Here is a 14,272-nt window from a genome sequence, read left to right as displayed (position 1 = left end):
TCAACGGTACGGAGGGGGTACGACAATTCGCATCCGGAGCGCGGCTCAGTGCGCGAAAGCGTTCAAGCCGGTCAGCTTCTGCCCGATCGACAGCTGGTGGATCTCCGATGTGCCCTCGTACGTCAGCACGCTCTCCAGATTGCTGGCGTGACGCATCACCGGATACTCGCCGCGGATCCCGTTCCCGCCCATGATCGTCCGGCACTGCCTCGCGATCTTGAGCGATTCCCGTACGTTGTTCAGCTTCCCCACACTGATCTGTTCCGGCCGCAACGGCCGGTCGCCGGCGTCCCGCAACCGTCCGAGATGCAACGCCAGCAGGAACCCCTTCTGCAGCTCCAGCGCCATGTCCGCGAGCTTCGCCTGGGTGAGCTGGAACCCCGCGATCGGCCGGCCGAACTGCTCCCGCCCCGCCGCGTAGTCCAGCGCCGTGTCCAGGCAGTCCCGGGCCGCTCCGAGCACTCCCCAGATGATGCTGAGCCGTGCCTCGGTGAGGCACGACAGCGGCGCCATCAGGCTCCGCGCGCCGGGCAGCCGGGCGCTGTCCGGTAGCCGTACCCCGTCCAGACAGATCTCACCGGTGCTGGACGCCCGCAGCGACATCGTGTGATCGATCTCGTGGACGGCGAAGCCGGGCGCGTCGGTCGGCACGACGAACCCCACCACGCCCTTCTCGGCCTTGGCCCAGATCACCGCCATGTCGGCGATCGGCGCGTTGAGGATCCAGGTCTTCACCCCGTCGAGCACCCAGTCGTCGCCGTCCCGGCGGGCCCGGGTGGACATGCCGGTGGGGTCGGAGCCGTGGTCGGGTTCGGCGAGCCCGAAGCAGCCGATCGCCCGGCCGGCGGCGAGCGCGGGCAGCCACTGCAGGCGCTGTTCCTCCGAGCCGTACCGCCAGATCGCGTACATCACCAGGGATCCCTGCACCGACACCAGGGAACGGATGCCGGAGTCGGCGGCTTCGAGCTCCATGCAGGCCAGGCCGAGGGAGACCATCGACGAGCCGGGCAGGTCGTACCCGGTCAGGTGCATCCCGAAGAGGCCGGCCTTGCCCAGCTCGACGGCGAGGTCGCGGACCGGGGCGCGGCCCGATTCATACCATCCGGCAACCTCGGGACGAACGTGATCGTCGGCCACACGGCGGGCCAGAGCGCGGGCGTCGCGCTCCTCTCCGCTCAGCAGGTCGTCAAGATCCAGCAGGTCAAGCGGTCGGACACCCATGAATTCAAGCTAACGGGTAGCCGTCCAACATCGACAGATGCTGATCGATTCACTCGTCCAGCACGAGCACCCTGGCGTGGATCTCCTTGCGCTGTTGCAGAGCGGCCCGCAGCGCCCGGTGCAGGCCGTCCTCCAGGTAGTAGAAGCCCTGGTACTCCACGACGTGCGGGAAGAGATCGCCGTAGAAGGTCGAGTCCTCCGCGAGGAGCTTGTCGAGCGCCAGCTCACGCTTGGTGGTGATCAGATCCGCGAGCCAGACCTTGCGCGGAGGGATCTCCGCCCACTCCTTGAGCGTGGTGTTGTGATCGGGGTACGGGGCTCCGTCCCGGACCGCTTTGAAGATCACAGCGGCCACCCTTTCCGTGAGAACCGTATGCCGGCCTGACCGCTGGTCGGTCAGGCCCTGCCCGCCGAAGCCTCCGACGACTCCGAAGTCCACCGGCCATGATGCACCACGTCCGCCACCGGCCGGTGGCCGCGGCGGAGTGACGGTGACCTCTTGTCCGCGCCCCGGTATCCGACGGTGAGCGCCCCGATCGGGCGGAACTCCGCCGGCACCCCGAACGCGTCCTTGACGGCTGATGTCTTCCCCGCCGGGATCCCGATGAAGCATGATCCGAGGTCTTCATTGACCGCGGTCAGGTGCATGAGCAACGCGGCGAACCCGGTGTCGATGTCCCAGTACGGCACCGGCCAGCGCGACTCGTCCCGATCCGTCCAGCCCTTGTCGGATTCGGCGTACCGATCAAGATAAACCGATTTGTTGGCGAACGGCACGATGATCAGCGGCGCCGTCCGCATCCGGGCCAGCCAGCCCTCGACCGGGCCCTCGCCCTCCACGGTGCTCGCCCAGAACAGCTCCCGATCCTCCGGCGACGTGAGGACCAGGAAGCTCCAGCCCTGTGAGAAGCCGGCCGACGGCGCCCGCAGCCCGTGCCTGATGATCTTGTCCACCAGCTCCGGCGGGATCGGCCGGTCCGGGTCGTACCCCCGGACCATCCGCCGGCGGCGGACCACCTCGTCGAACTCCATCAGGCGCGGATCCCCCACGAGGTCGACCAGGTCTGGCCGGGCTCGAGGACGACCAGGTCCCGGCCGGTCCGGAAGGCGTCCGGCGGGCAGGTCATCGGCTCCACCGCGATCGACCGGCGGTGCCGTTCACCGTGCAGCGTGTCGGCCGTGAACACCTGCCAGTAGCGGAACTTCTCGTCCGCCCACACCACGATCTTGCGGTCCGACCCGGCGTCCGCCAGGGTGACCGCGGTGATCCCGTCGGCGCCGAAGTCGATGTCACCGAACGTGGTGTCCAGCACCAGGTCGCCGATCCGGCGCGGCTCGGAGAAGTCGAACTCGGTCCCGGCGATCTTCTGCGCCCCGATCGGCAGCAGCCGGTTGTCGGCCAGGATCCGCGACTTGGCCGGCACGTGCAGGACGGTGTCCTCCACCGCCACCCCGGGCAGCCGGAGGTACGGGTGCACCGAGTACCCCCACGGCGCGTTGGAGCCCGCCGTGTTGACGACCTCCTGCGCGCACGTCAGCCCGTCCGCCGAGACGGTCCACCGGGCCCGCAGCAGCAGCGACCACGGGTATCCCACCTGGGCGGGCAGGTCGAACTCCAGCGTCACCGAGTCGGCGGACCGCTCGGCGAGCCGCCACCGCGACCAGTTGACCAGGCCGTGGATGGCGTTGCGCCGGGCCGGTTCGGTGAGCGCGAGCTGGTACGTCTGCTCCTCGAAGGTGTAGACGCCGTCCCGGATCCGGTTGGGCCAGGGCGCCAGGATCTGCCCGGCCGATCCCGGCGAGATCTCCTCGGTGCCGAACCCGTCCAGCACCTCGGTGCCGTCCACCGAGTACGACCGGAGTGTCCCGCCGACCTCCACCAGGACGGCACGGTGACCGCCCGCCTCGATCGACCACTGGATCCCGGACCTGGCGGCTGACTCTGTGCTCATACCGGGGACACTATCGGTCGTCCGCCTCGCCCGGCTCGGGCCGGTATCGGATCAGCGCGGGCGAGGTGAGCCCCAGCGCCACGGCGAGGCCGGCCGCCACCAGGCCGCCACCGACCCAGGACGTGCCGACGCCGGCGAGATCGGCGGTGACCCCGGCCCGCAGGTCGCCGAGACGGGGCCCGCCCGCCACCACCACGGTGAACACGCCCTGCAGCCGGCCCCGCAGATGATCCGGCGCGTACGTCTGCATGATCGTCTGCCGGTAGACCGCGCTCACCAGGTCCGCCAGCCCGGCCAGGGCGAGCAGCACCACCATCAGCCACAGACTGGTCGCCAGCCCGGCCAGCCCGATCGCGAGCCCCCAGCCGACCACCGCGACGATCAGGGCGAGCCCCTGCCGCCGGACCCGGCTGATCCAGCCCGAGGTCAGACCGCCGAGCATCGAACCGATCGCGATCGCGCTGTACAGCCAGCCGACCGCCGAGCCGCCGCCGAACTGCTCCTGGGCGACCGCGGGGAACAGCGCCCGCGGCATCGCGAACACCATCGCGATCAGGTCGATCGCGAACGACAGCAGCAGCACCGGCTGAGTGACCAGGAACTTCAGCCCGACCGCGATCCCGCGCAGCCCGGCGCTCGGTTTCTCGGCATCGTGCCGGACGACGGGCGGGATGTCGGGAAGTCTCCACGTCGCCCAGAACGTCACGGTGAACAGGAGGACATCGACCGCGTACGCCACCACCACGCCCGCGCCGGTCGACCAGATCCCGATGATCACGCCGGCGGCGAGCGGCCCGAGCACCCCACCGGCCGTGGTCGCCGTGTAGTTGAGCGTGTTCGCGGACGGGACCAGCGGTTTCGGCACGATCCGCGGCACGATCGCCTGCCGTGCCGGGGAGCTCACCGCGAACCCGGCCGACTGCACCGCGGTGAGCGCCAGCAGCAGATGACCGCTGCGCATCCCGAGGACCGCCTGGCCCAGCAGCGCCAGCGTGGTCACCCAGGTGATCACCGAGCTGGTCAGCAGCAGCTTGCGGCGGTCCACCACGTCGGCGGCCGCGCCACCCCAGAGACCGAAGATCAGCAGGGGTACGAGGCCCGCGACCCCGAGCAGCCCGACCCAGGTGGGCGAGCCGGTGATGGCGAACATCTGCACCGGTACGGCCACCGCGGTGAACTGGAACCCGAAGAACGACGCGCCGTTGCCGATCCATGTCCGCCGGAACGTGGGCACGCCCAGCGGACGGGTGTCGATCATCCAGGACCGGGACTCGCGCGCGGTCTCCTGACTCAAGGCGCGAGCCGCTCGACGGCCCAGCCGTCATCCGTACGCCGGTATCGCAGCCGATCGTGCAACCGGCTGCTGCGCCCCTGCCAGAACTCCACGGTCTCCGGCCGCACCCGCAGCCCACCCCAGTGCGGCGGCGCCGGAACCGGCCCATCCCCGAACCGCTCCGCCGCCCGGGCCAGCCCTTCCTCCAGCGCCTCCGGGCCGGGCAGAACCGTCGACTGCGCGCTCGCCCAGGCGCCGAGCTGCGATCCGCGCGGCCGGGACGCGAAATACTCCTCGGTCTCGGCCCGGCTCACCCGCTCCACCGGCCCGGCCACGATCACCTGGCGCTGCATGGGAAACCACGGGAAGACGAGGCTTGCGTACGGGTTGAGCGTGATCTCCGTACCCTTGCGCGACTCATAGTTCGTGAAAAATACGAAACCGCCCTCGTCGTACCCCTTGAGAAGGACCGTGCGCGCCGACGGCCGGGCCCGATCGTCCGCCGTCGCCACGATCATCGCGTTGGGCTCCGGCAGGCCGAAGGCCGCCGCGTCGGCGAACCAGGCGGCGAACTGGCCGGTCCAGTGATCGGCCAGAGCCCCCTCCACCAGGGGCGGCCACTCGGTGTAGTCCCGGCGCATCCCGGCCGGCGACGGCGGTTCGGTGACCACACCTGCTCCTCACGTTCGGTCCTATCGGCCCATGGGGCGGAAACGACGTTAAGTCCCGCGCCACGAAACGTCAGGTGAACCAGGATGGGTGTCATCGAGAGCACAATCGCGATGGGTCGACCTTGCCGTTACCCGGGAGGCAGGATGAATCACCCACCGCTGTTCGGTTCCACAGGGAGTGCCGTGACCGACTTCAAGCCGGGGCTCGAGGGCGTCGTCGCCTTCGAGACCGAGATCGCCGAGCCCGACCGGGACGGTGGCGCGCTGCGATACCGCGGCGTCGACATCGAGGACCTGATCGGGCAGGTCTCGTTCGGCAACGTCTGGGGCCTGCTCGTGGACGGCAGGTTCGGTCCCGGGCTGCCGCCGGCCGAGCCGTTCCCGGTGCCGGTGCACTCCGGTGACATCCGGGTGGACGTGCAGTCCGCGGTGGCCATGCTCGCGCCGTACTGGGGCTTGTCCCAGATGTTCGACATCAACGACGAGCAGGCCCGCAAGGATCTGGCCCGGGTGTCGGTGACGGCGCTCTCCTTCGTCGCCCAGGCGGCCCGCGGCCTCGGCCTGCCCGCCGTCCCGCAGAAGGACATCGACAAGGCCGAGACCATCGTGGAGCGGTTCATGCGCCGGTGGCGCGGCGAGCCCGACCCGCGGCACGTCAAGGCCGTCGACGCGTACTTCATCTCGTCCTGTGAGCACGGTCTCAACGCGTCCACCTTCACCGCCCGGATCGTCGCCTCCACCGGCGCCGACGCGGCGGCCTGCATCTCCAGCGGGATCGGCGCGCTCTCCGGCCCGCTGCACGGCGGCGCCCCCACCCGGGTGCTGCAGATGATCGAGGACGTCGAGCGCAGCGGTGACGCCGAGTCGTTCGTGAAGGACGTGCTGGACCGCGGCGAGCGGCTGATGGGGTTCGGCCACCGGGTCTACCGCGCCGAGGATCCCCGGGCGCGGGTGCTGCGGCGCATCGCGAAAGATCTGGGCGCCCCGCGGTACGAGGTCGCCGAAGCGCTGGAACGCGCCGCGCTGGCCGAGTTGCACGAGCGCAAGCCCGACCTGCAGCTGTGGACGAACGTGGAGTTCTGGGCCGCCGTGGTGCTCGACTTCGCCGAGGTCCCCGCGCACATGTTCACCTCGATGTTCGCCTGTGCCCGGATGGCCGGCTGGAGCGCGCACATCCTGGAGCAGAAGCGGCTCGGCCGGATCCTGCGCCCCGGCCTCCACTATGTGGGAGCCGAGCCGCGGAAGCCGCAGGAGGTCGAGGGCTGGAACCAGCTGCCGCATAATGTGTGACCGTGGCTGACATCCGGATCCCCGACGAGATCAAACCCGTAGACGGCCGTTTCGGCTCGGGCCCGAGCAAGGTCCGTCCCGAGGGCGTCGAGGCGCTCTCCGCGGTGTCCCGCACGTTCATGGGCACCTCCCACCGGCAGAAGACGGTGAAGGAGCAGGTCGCCCGCCTGCGCCGGGGCCTGGCCGAGTTCTTCTCGCTCCCCGAGGGCTACGAGGTCGTCCTCAGCAACGGCGGCACCAGCGCGTTCTGGGAGGCCGCCACGTTCGGCCTGGTCCGCGAGAAGGCGCAGTTCGCCGAGTTCGGTGAGTTCGGCGCCAAGTTCGTGCAGGCGGTCACCGACGCCCCGTTCCTGGCAGAGCCGACCGTGCACCGGGCGCCCGGCGGCCAGGCGGCCTACCTGACCGCCGAGGCCGGCGTCGACGTCTACGCCACCGTGCAGAACGAGACGTCCACCGGTGTCGCCGTGCCGGTCCGCCGGGTCGCCGGCGCCGACCCGGGCGCCCTGCTGCTCACCGACGCCACCTCCGGCGGCGGCAGCCTGGACGTGGACGTCAGCGAGACCGACGTCTACTACCTCGCCCCGCAGAAGGCGCTCGGCTCCGACGGCGGCATCTGGCTCGCGGTGTTCTCGCCGGCCGCGATCGAGCGGGCGTACGAGATCAAGGCGGCCAAGCGCTACATCCCGCAGTTCCTCGACCTGGTGACCGCGATCGAGCAGTCCCGGCTGGAGCAGACCTACAACACCCCGGCGCTGGCCACCGTCTTCCTCGCCGCCGAGCAGGTCGACTGGATGAACGCGCAGGGCGGCCTCTCCTGGGCGGTCAAGCGCAGCGCGGAGAGCGCCGAGGCGATCTACGGCTGGGCCGACCGGTCGCCGTACGCGCAGCCGTTCGTCACCGACCCGGCGCTGCGATCGGCAGCGGTCGCCACCATCGACTTCGCCGAGAGCGTGGACGCGGCGGCGATCGCCAAGGTGCTGCGGGCCAACGACGTGGTGGACACCGAGCCGTACCGGAAGCTCGGCCGCAACCAGCTCCGCGTCGCCCTGTACCCGACAGTGGACCCGTCCGACGTGACGGCTCTCACCACGTGCATCGACTACGTGGTGGAACGGCTCTGAATCACTCCAGCGGTGTTCATCGCGGTTGACGGGCGGGTAGACGTACGCGTAAATGGGAGGGCGGCAGCGGAGGCGAAGATCATCTCTGCTGGTCAGCAGTTTGACGGCGTGGCTTACCCCCATAGGGTGACCAAGGCGCGTACCGTGTTCCGAAACGCGCCCCCGTGAATGATCCTCGGGAGCACAGGCCAACGCGACGAGACGGAGGCAACGCATGCGGCCGGTACGCTTCGTCGCCCTCTCCGAGGATGGACAGGCACTGGTGCTCGCCGACGAGGTGGGTCGCCTGCTAGCCCTTCCCATCGACGACCGGGTCTCCGGCGTGCTGACCGAGGGCCCCGCACCCGCGGGGGCCACGGTGGCGGTGCTGACGGCCGAGGCCGCGATGCCCTCCCTGTCACCACGGGACATCCAGGCCCGCATCCGGTCCGGCGAGTCCGCCGAGGATGTGGCCCGCATCGCCGGGGTGCCCGTCGACCGCGTCCTGCGTTACGCCGGCCCGGTGCTGCAGGAGCGCGCCATGCTGGCCCAGCACGCCCGCCGCACCCGTTTGAAGACGTCCGATTCCGGTCAGCCGCTGTCCGAGGTGGTCGACAGCCGCCTCTCCCAGCACGGCATCGACACCGAGAAGATCTCCTGGGACGCGTTCCGCAAGGACGACGGCACCTGGCGCATCGTCGCCACCTGGCCGTCCGGCAAGGCCACCGCCCAGGCCATCTGGGACCTCGACAAGGGCCGCCAGGTCGTCTCGCCGCACGACGACATGGCGCAGTACCTCTGCGCCGAACGCCCCACCCAGATCCTCGGCCAGGAGCCGGCGCCCGAGCGCGGCGGCCACGGCCTGCCCGGTCCCGCCCGCAGCTCCGAGCCGAGCCGCGGGGGCCACGGCCTGCCCAGCGCCGACCCGGCCGCCCGCGCCTCCACCCGCGACTCGATCCGGGCCAGCCGCGACGCGCTCCTCGCCTCGCTGGACCGGCCGCTGGAGGGTTCGTCCGGCCGCAGCCTCGAGTCGCCCGCCACCCGCCGCCCGGTCGCCGGTGGCGCCGCGGCCCTGCTCGGCGGCGGCTCCGGTTCCGCCTTCGACGACGACGCCGACCTGCCCAAGGAGGTGCCGGCCGTCCCGTCCCTGGCGGTGCTGCGCCCGCGCCGCACGGTGGGCCAGGCCCCGCAGGCCGCCAGCACCGAGAGCGAAGAGACCAACAAGCCGCGCAAGCGCCTCCCCAGCTGGGACGACGTGCTGTTCGGCGGCGGCCCGGCAGCCCGCGAGTCCTCCTGAGCCGCCTGTTCGTCGCGGTCTTCCCGTCCTCGGAGGCCCGCGACCACCTGCGCCGTCACCTTCCCCCCGGCGCCGCCCGCCGCCCGGACAAGTGGCACATCACCCTGGCTTTCCTCGGCGACGTCCCGGACGAGGCCACCACGGTCGTCACGCAGACCCTCGCCGACGTTCCGACACCCGGCCTGCTGCACCTCAGGCTCGCGGGTGGTGGCCGTTTCGGATCAGTGGTCTGGGCCGGGCTGCAGGGCGATCTGGAGCTCTTGGGGGCCTTTCGGGAGCGAATCCGCGCCGTGCTGGTGGACGCCGGCTTCCCGATTGAAGAACGAACGTTCCGTCCGCATCTGACGATCACCTACCGCTATGACCGCCGGATCGTCGCCGCCCTCGACACCTACACCGGCCCGCCGTGGACGGCGGGCGCCCTGACACTGGTCGAGAGCCGCGACGGCGACTACCACCACCTGTGGACCCACCCCGGCACGCCGAGCACCTGAGCGCGGCCCCCGATCCGTCCGCACCACAGCCGAACCGAGAACGACGTCCCACCGTCGACCGGACTTCCACGTCACTTCGCCCGGCTGGTTGTCAGGGCTGTCTCCAGCGCACGGAGACAGCCCTGACAACCAGCCGGACCACCGCCGGACCCGCCCCGGGCAGCGCTCGGTCCGGGCAGAAAACCCCGGCTGGTTCTCATGGCTGCCTCACGGGCGCGGAGACAGCCATGAGAACCAGCCGAGCAAGATCCACGGACCGGCCAGGAACAAACGCGGCGCGCGGGGGCCGGTGGAACCGGCCGCCCGGGAACAACAGCAGCGGGACCGGAAAGCCGAGAACACCGGCTGGTCGTCATGGCTGTCTCGGGCGCACGGAGGCAGCCATGAGAGCCGGCTGAGCGAGGATGTCAGCGGCGGAGGACCAGGCCGGCGGCTTCGAGGAGGGATTCGAGGCGGAGGCGTTCGAGGTCGCGTTCGACGCCGTGCAGGGACTCCAGGCGCTCCGGGATGTCCAGGCACTGGCAGGCCATCTGCAGGCGGGTGTCGTAACCCCGCATGACGGCGGCCAGCCACAGCTCCGAACGCTTCGCCAGGCCGTTGCGGCGCTCGTGGTCGAGGCGGCGCAGGTGGTAGGCGAGTTGCTCGATCGGCGGTGGGCGGAGGGTTGCGAGGCGGGAGGTCTGGTCCCAGGTCCGCAGGGAGCGGTCGACGCGGCGCCAGGTCCGGTCGTCGCGGCTGCGGGGGCCCCGGTCGATCCGGCGTCGCACTCCGCGGGCCAGATGACGGGTGTCGGCGCGCTCACGGTCATCTGCCCGCAACTCCTGGCGGCCCTTGCGAGTCAGCATGCTTCGCAAATCGGACGTATCGCCACTGAGCAGAATGATCGCGGCGCACGGGAGTAGCAGCAGCGCTGAGAGCGCTGCCGAAAGCACAGCCATGTGCGCGATCGCCACGGTTCGACGCTAGGCCCTGATTCGCCGGTCCGGAATACCCGTTCGGAGGAGCCTGCCGTGCCAACATCACCCACTCTGACCTCGGAATTCCCTCGAACGAGGGGATCGCGAGGGGTTTCCGTATTTCCCCGGGATCCAACGCCGCCCGAACCGGCGAAGCGCCGAAGGAAGGCGCATCACTGTGCTGTATATCACTAGCGCACGACGAAGTCAGACGCGCGCCGCGGGGACGGAGCGCTCGAAGGGCTCGGCATGCGGCCGCGCCGCCTGTCCGGACGCGGGAGACGGGTCCGGGGGGCTGATCACGGACAGATGGGGCTTGGGGCGTACGGCAAGCTTGATCTTGTCGCCGGAGACCCGCAGCTGCCAGATCAGCGCGCCCACCGCGGCGGCGAAGCTCACCAGACCGGCCGCCCAGATGCTCGACGGCACGCCGAAGTGCTCGCCCCACCAGCCGGACAGCGAGGCCCCGATCGGTGTGGTGCCGAGGAAGACCAGCACGTAGAGGGACATGACGCGGCCGCGGTACTCCGGGTCGACCCCCATCTGCACGCGATGGTTGCAGCCTTGCGCCAGGTAGATCGAGAAGAAGCCGGTGGGGACGAGGAGGATCGCGGCGGTCACGAAGTTCGGCGCGAAGCCGACGGCGAACTCGAAGATGCCGAACAGCAACGCGGCGCCGATCACCAGGTAGGCGCCGGGGCGGGAGCGACGCCGGGTGCCGGCCAGCGCCCCACCCAGGGAGCCGATCGCCAGACAGGTGGTGAGCAGGCCGAACGTGGACGGGCCGGCGTTGAAATCGATCTTCGCGAGGGCGGCCAGGGTGACCGGGAAGTTGAAGCCGATCATGCCGATGACGGCCATCATGCAGATCGGGAGGAGCAGGTCGTGGCGCTTGCCGACGTACCGCAGGCCGTCGATCACCCGGGTGCTGCCGCGGGCCTTGCGCTCGGCCCGGTGCAAATCGGCAGTGCGCATCCGGAGGTAGGTGAAGACCGGCGCGATCGCCAGCGCGGTCGAGATCAGGAACACCGCGGGGGTGGAGAGCAGGGCGAGCAGCACGCCGGCCAGGGCGGGCCCGCTGATCCGGGCCACGTTGAAGGTGGCCGCGGAGAGGGCGAGGGCGTTCGGCAGGAGGCGCATCTCGACGAGTTCGGAGACGAACGCCTGCCGGACCGGGGTCTCGACGGCATTGGCGATGCCGAGGAACAGCGCGGAGACGAAGACGTGCCAGAGCTCGACGACCCCGGCGGCGACGAGCACCGCGAAGACGATGGCGAAGAGCGCGAAGGCGGCGTTCGCGGCGATGAGGAGCTTGCGTTTGTCGTATCGGTCGGCGAGTTTGCCGCTCCACAGGGTCAGGAGCATCACCGGTACGAATTGGAGCGCGGTCACCGTCCCCAGGGCGCCCGGGGAGTTGTCGGAGAGTTCGAGCACCAGCCAGTCCTGGGCGGTGAACATCATCCACACGCCCATCAGCTTCACCAGTTGACCGGCGGTGAAGAGCCGGTAGTTCGGGACCTGTAGGGATCGGAACACGGCGTTCAGAACAGCCCCCTCGAAGTCGTACGCGTCATCGCGGCGTGACGAGGCGGGCCGTGCTCAGCCGCGGGCGATCCGGTGCAGGATCTCGGCGGCGTTCGCGAGGGTGTCCCGTTCCTCGGGCGTGAGCCGGTCCAACGCCCCGGCCAGCCATTCGTTACGGGTTCGTTCGTGCAGCGCGTACACCGCACGCCCCTCATCGGTGGCCTCCAGGAGAACCTGCCGGCCGTCGGTGGGATGTGCGCTCTGCGCCACGAGCCCGCGCTCCTTCAGCTTCCCGACGATCTTGGTCATCGTCGGGGGCTGGACCCGTTCCACGTCGGCGAGCTCACGCGGAGTCATCGAGCCGGCCAGTTGGAGGCTGGTCAGCGCGGAGAGCTGACTGAACGTCAGATCGCCGACCGGGCGGGCCTGCCGGACTCTCCGGCTGAACCGGATGATCGCGTCGCGCAGCGTCTTGGCCAGCGTGTCCGCCGTCGTGCGCTCCGTCATCATCCCCGCTCCGTCACGATCCTTAGCTTAGCTAATAAGCATGGCTAACGACATCTGTCGACCTGTATGACAGCCGTCACCGGGCACGCTAGCGCACCCGGTGACGGCGGCAGAACCTCAGAGGATCCAGGCCTCCAGCGGGCCCCGGGCGAAGTAGAGCACGAACAGCGCCGCGATGCCGTACATCAGCGGGCGGATGTCCTTCGCCTTGCCGGCGGCGAGCTTCAGGACGACGTACGTGATGATCCCGGCCCCGATGCCGTTGGAGATCGAGTACGTGAACGGCATCAGCGTGACGGTCAGGAAGGCCGGCACCGCGATCGTGTAGTCCGACCACTCGATCTGCCGCACCGTGGTGATCATCAGGAAGCCGACGACCACCAGCGCGGTCGACGCCGCCTCGAACGGCACCACCTTCACCAGCGGGGCGAAGAACATCGCGATCAGGAACAGCACACCGGTCACCAGGCTGGCGACACCGGTCCGGGCGCCCTCGCCGACACCGGAGGCGCTCTCCACGTACGAGGTGTTGCTGGACACGCTCGCCGCGCCACCGGCCGCCGCGGCGACCGAGTCGACGAGCAGGATCTCCTTGGCACGCGGCGGCATGCCCTCGGAGTCGAGCAGCTCACCCTCCTGCCCGACCGCGACCATCGTGCCCATGGTGTCGAAGAAGTCCGTCACCAACAGCGTGAAGATGAACATCAGCGCGACCAGTGGGCCGGCCGTGGTCCACGAGTCGAGCACGTTGAACTGGCCGATCAGCGAGAGGTCCGGCGTGTCGATGATCTTCTCGGGCAGCGCCGGCGTGTTCAGCGACCAGCCGCCCGGCTTGGCCACCGCCTCCACGATGATCGCCAGTACCGTGGTGCCGAGGATGCCGATCAGGATCGCGCCCTTGACCTTGCGGACGAACAGCACCAGCGTGAGCAGCAGGCCGATCACGAAGACCACGAGCGGCCAGGTCATCAGCTTGCCGTTCTGGCCCAGCCCGACCGGGACGGTGGTGTTCGCAGCGTCCGGGACCCGGGTGACGAAACCGGCGTCGACCAGTCCGATGATCATCAGGAAGAGGCCGATGCCGACACCGATCGCGGTCTTCAGCTGGGTCGGCACCGCCCGGAACACCGCCGTCCGCAGCCCGGTCAGCACCAGGATCGCGATCAGCACGCCCTCGATGACGACCAGGCCCATCGCGTCGGCCCAGGTCATCTGCGGCGCGATCTCGTACGCCACCAGCGCGTTCACACCCAGGCCGGCGGCCAGCGCCAGCGGGAACCGGCCCACCACCCCCATCAGGATGGTCATCACCCCGGCGACCAGCGCGGTGCCGGCCGCCAGCGCGGTGATCGGCAGCTGCGCGCCGGACTTGTCGGCGCCGCCGGCCAGGATGAGCGGGTTGAGGACGACGATGTAGGCCATCGTGAAGAACGTGACGATGCCGCCACGGACCTCGCGGCTCAGCGTGGAGCCGCGCTTGGTTATCTCGAAGAACCGGTCGAAGGCGTTTTTCGCCGTTCCGGCAGCCGGTTCGGTATCAGCAGACATGGGACTCTCCGAAAGATGACGCATGATCGACGCGCGCATGCTTTCAGATGCAACTACCTCGGTAAAAGCGAAGTGATGTTACAACTCTCACGCGCTGCGCGGATGCGATGCGTAATGGCCGTACCCTGTCGGAGTGAGTGACCTGTCTCCCGCCACGCAAACCGGTGAGCCCCTACCGGTTCTCGCCGTGGTGACCGGGACGAAACCGCGGCCCGAGCCCCTGGACCCGCCGATGGTCCCGTTCGCGCTCGCCGGCGTCGCCGCCTTCGCCGTCGCGTCCCTGATCACCTGGCTGGCCGGCGCACCGCAGCACTGGGTCGCGATCAGCGTCGCGGGCCTGGTGTGGGGCGTCCCCGGCACCCTGACCATGGTGGTCCACGACCGGAAACGCCGACGCCGCCGGGCGCTGACGCACCCGGAGTTCAGCGTCGGCGACTGA

General features: G+C 70.0%; 15 protein-coding genes. 5 read left to right on the top strand and 10 right to left on the bottom strand.

All coding sequences use genetic code 11. The annotated features are described in order from the left end of the window. Window positions 1-45 precede the first annotated feature (45 nt). Genes ACZ3II_RS35945 through pdxH form a run of 6 tightly spaced genes read right to left on the bottom strand, consistent with a single transcriptional unit; the run spans window position 46 to window position 5,087 of the window. A complete protein-coding gene (locus ACZ3II_RS35945) occupies window positions 46-1,221 on the bottom strand; it encodes an acyl-CoA dehydrogenase family protein (RefSeq protein WP_465523806.1) in 1,176 nt (391 codons plus the stop codon). A 49-nt stretch (window positions 1,222-1,270) separates the two neighbouring features. After that, entirely contained in the window at window positions 1,271-1,567 is a 297-nt protein-coding gene (locus ACZ3II_RS35940; RefSeq protein WP_465523804.1) for a type II toxin-antitoxin system VapB family antitoxin, read from the bottom strand. Between the two features lie 50 nt (window positions 1,568-1,617). Beyond that, window positions 1,618-2,253 carry a nitroreductase family protein gene (locus ACZ3II_RS35935; RefSeq protein WP_465523947.1) on the bottom strand — a complete coding sequence of 212 codons (636 nt, stop codon included), beginning with the start codon at window positions 2,251-2,253 and terminating at the stop codon, window positions 1,618-1,620. Continuing rightward, a complete protein-coding gene (locus tag ACZ3II_RS35930; protein WP_465523802.1) occupies window positions 2,253-3,173 on the bottom strand; it encodes an aldose 1-epimerase family protein in 921 nt (306 codons plus the stop codon). The genes ACZ3II_RS35935 and ACZ3II_RS35930 overlap by 1 nt, the downstream gene beginning before the upstream one ends. A gap of 10 nt (window positions 3,174-3,183) precedes the next feature. After that, window positions 3,184-4,431, bottom strand: a complete 1,248-nt coding sequence (locus ACZ3II_RS35925; protein WP_465523945.1) for an MFS transporter — start codon at window positions 4,429-4,431, stop codon at window positions 3,184-3,186. Window positions 4,432-4,463: 32 nt separating this feature from the next. Beyond that, complete coding sequence (gene pdxH / locus ACZ3II_RS35920) at window positions 4,464-5,087, bottom strand: pyridoxamine 5'-phosphate oxidase (protein ID WP_465523943.1); 624 nt, start codon at window positions 5,085-5,087, stop codon at window positions 4,464-4,466. A 213-nt stretch (window positions 5,088-5,300) separates the two neighbouring features. On the opposite strand from pdxH, the gene ACZ3II_RS35915 reads away from it, so the two are divergent. The 4 genes from ACZ3II_RS35915 (at window position 5,301) to thpR (ending at window position 9,298) form a co-directional block, all read left to right on the top strand. Continuing rightward, on the top strand, window positions 5,301-6,407 hold the full coding sequence (locus ACZ3II_RS35915) for a citrate synthase 2 (protein ID WP_465523800.1): 1,107 nt from the start codon (window positions 5,301-5,303) through the stop codon (window positions 6,405-6,407). Between the two features lie 2 nt (window positions 6,408-6,409). Next, complete coding sequence (gene serC / locus ACZ3II_RS35910; protein WP_465523798.1) at window positions 6,410-7,528, top strand: phosphoserine transaminase; 1,119 nt, start codon at window positions 6,410-6,412, stop codon at window positions 7,526-7,528. Between the two features lie 214 nt (window positions 7,529-7,742). Beyond that, window positions 7,743-8,804, top strand: coding sequence for a septation protein SepH (gene sepH, locus ACZ3II_RS35905; RefSeq protein WP_465523796.1), 1,062 nt, complete (start codon window positions 7,743-7,745; stop codon window positions 8,802-8,804). After that, window positions 8,753-9,298: an RNA 2',3'-cyclic phosphodiesterase gene (thpR, locus tag ACZ3II_RS35900; RefSeq protein ID WP_465523941.1), complete on the top strand. Its 546-nt coding sequence runs from the start codon at window positions 8,753-8,755 to the stop codon at window positions 9,296-9,298. Before sepH ends, thpR begins: the two co-directional genes overlap by 52 nt. A gap of 407 nt (window positions 9,299-9,705) precedes the next feature. On the opposite strand, the gene ACZ3II_RS35895 is transcribed toward thpR, so the two are convergent. The 4 genes from ACZ3II_RS35895 to ACZ3II_RS35880 all read right to left on the bottom strand — a co-directional run bounded on the left by ACZ3II_RS35895 (window position 9,706) and on the right by ACZ3II_RS35880 (window position 13,833). After that, window positions 9,706-10,143 carry a hypothetical protein gene (locus tag ACZ3II_RS35895; RefSeq protein ID WP_465523794.1) on the bottom strand — a complete coding sequence of 146 codons (438 nt, stop codon included), beginning with the start codon at window positions 10,141-10,143 and terminating at the stop codon, window positions 9,706-9,708. Window positions 10,144-10,461: 318 nt separating this feature from the next. Continuing rightward, on the bottom strand, window positions 10,462-11,790 hold the full coding sequence (locus tag ACZ3II_RS35890) for an MFS transporter (RefSeq protein ID WP_465523792.1): 1,329 nt from the start codon (window positions 11,788-11,790) through the stop codon (window positions 10,462-10,464). A 63-nt stretch (window positions 11,791-11,853) separates the two neighbouring features. Beyond that, a complete protein-coding gene (locus ACZ3II_RS35885) occupies window positions 11,854-12,285 on the bottom strand; it encodes a MarR family winged helix-turn-helix transcriptional regulator (protein ID WP_465523940.1) in 432 nt (143 codons plus the stop codon). A gap of 117 nt (window positions 12,286-12,402) precedes the next feature. Then, complete coding sequence (locus ACZ3II_RS35880; protein WP_465523790.1) at window positions 12,403-13,833, bottom strand: NCS2 family permease; 1,431 nt, start codon at window positions 13,831-13,833, stop codon at window positions 12,403-12,405. Window positions 13,834-14,065: 232 nt separating this feature from the next. On the opposite strand from ACZ3II_RS35880, the gene ACZ3II_RS35875 reads away from it, so the two are divergent. Next, window positions 14,066-14,272 (top strand): DUF2530 domain-containing protein, encoded by a 207-nt coding sequence (locus ACZ3II_RS35875; protein ID WP_465523938.1) that lies wholly within the window; start codon window positions 14,066-14,068, stop codon window positions 14,270-14,272.

Source organism: Actinoplanes sp. NPDC019969 (assembly GCF_055562375.1).
Note: the sequence above shows the minus strand (reverse complement) of the source record. Positions and strands in the feature narration are given on the sequence as shown.

Bases quoted from the DNA above. Each gene is read 5' to 3' on its own strand.
- ACZ3II_RS35935 (WP_465523947.1), bottom strand. From the start codon at position 2,253: ATGGAGTTCGACGAGGTGGTCCGCCGCCGGCGGATGGTCCGGGGGTAC.
- ACZ3II_RS35930 (WP_465523802.1), bottom strand. From the start codon at position 3,173: ATGAGCACAGAGTCAGCCGCCAGGTCCGGGATCCAGTGGTCGATCGAG.
- pdxH (WP_465523943.1), bottom strand. From the start codon at position 5,087: ATGCGCCGGGACTACACCGAGTGGCCGCCCCTGGTGGAGGGGGCTCTG.
- ACZ3II_RS35885 (WP_465523940.1), bottom strand. From the start codon at position 12,285: ATGACGGAGCGCACGACGGCGGACACGCTGGCCAAGACGCTGCGCGAC.
- ACZ3II_RS35925 (WP_465523945.1), bottom strand. From the start codon at position 4,431: ATGATCGACACCCGTCCGCTGGGCGTGCCCACGTTCCGGCGGACATGG.
- ACZ3II_RS35895 (WP_465523794.1), bottom strand. From the start codon at position 10,143: ATGCTGACTCGCAAGGGCCGCCAGGAGTTGCGGGCAGATGACCGTGAG.
- ACZ3II_RS35875 (WP_465523938.1), top strand. From the start codon at position 14,066: ATGGTCCCGTTCGCGCTCGCCGGCGTCGCCGCCTTCGCCGTCGCGTCC.
- ACZ3II_RS35945 (WP_465523806.1), bottom strand. From the start codon at position 1,221: ATGGGTGTCCGACCGCTTGACCTGCTGGATCTTGACGACCTGCTGAGC.
- sepH (WP_465523796.1), top strand. From the start codon at position 7,743: ATGCGGCCGGTACGCTTCGTCGCCCTCTCCGAGGATGGACAGGCACTG.
- ACZ3II_RS35880 (WP_465523790.1), bottom strand. From the start codon at position 13,833: ATGTCTGCTGATACCGAACCGGCTGCCGGAACGGCGAAAAACGCCTTC.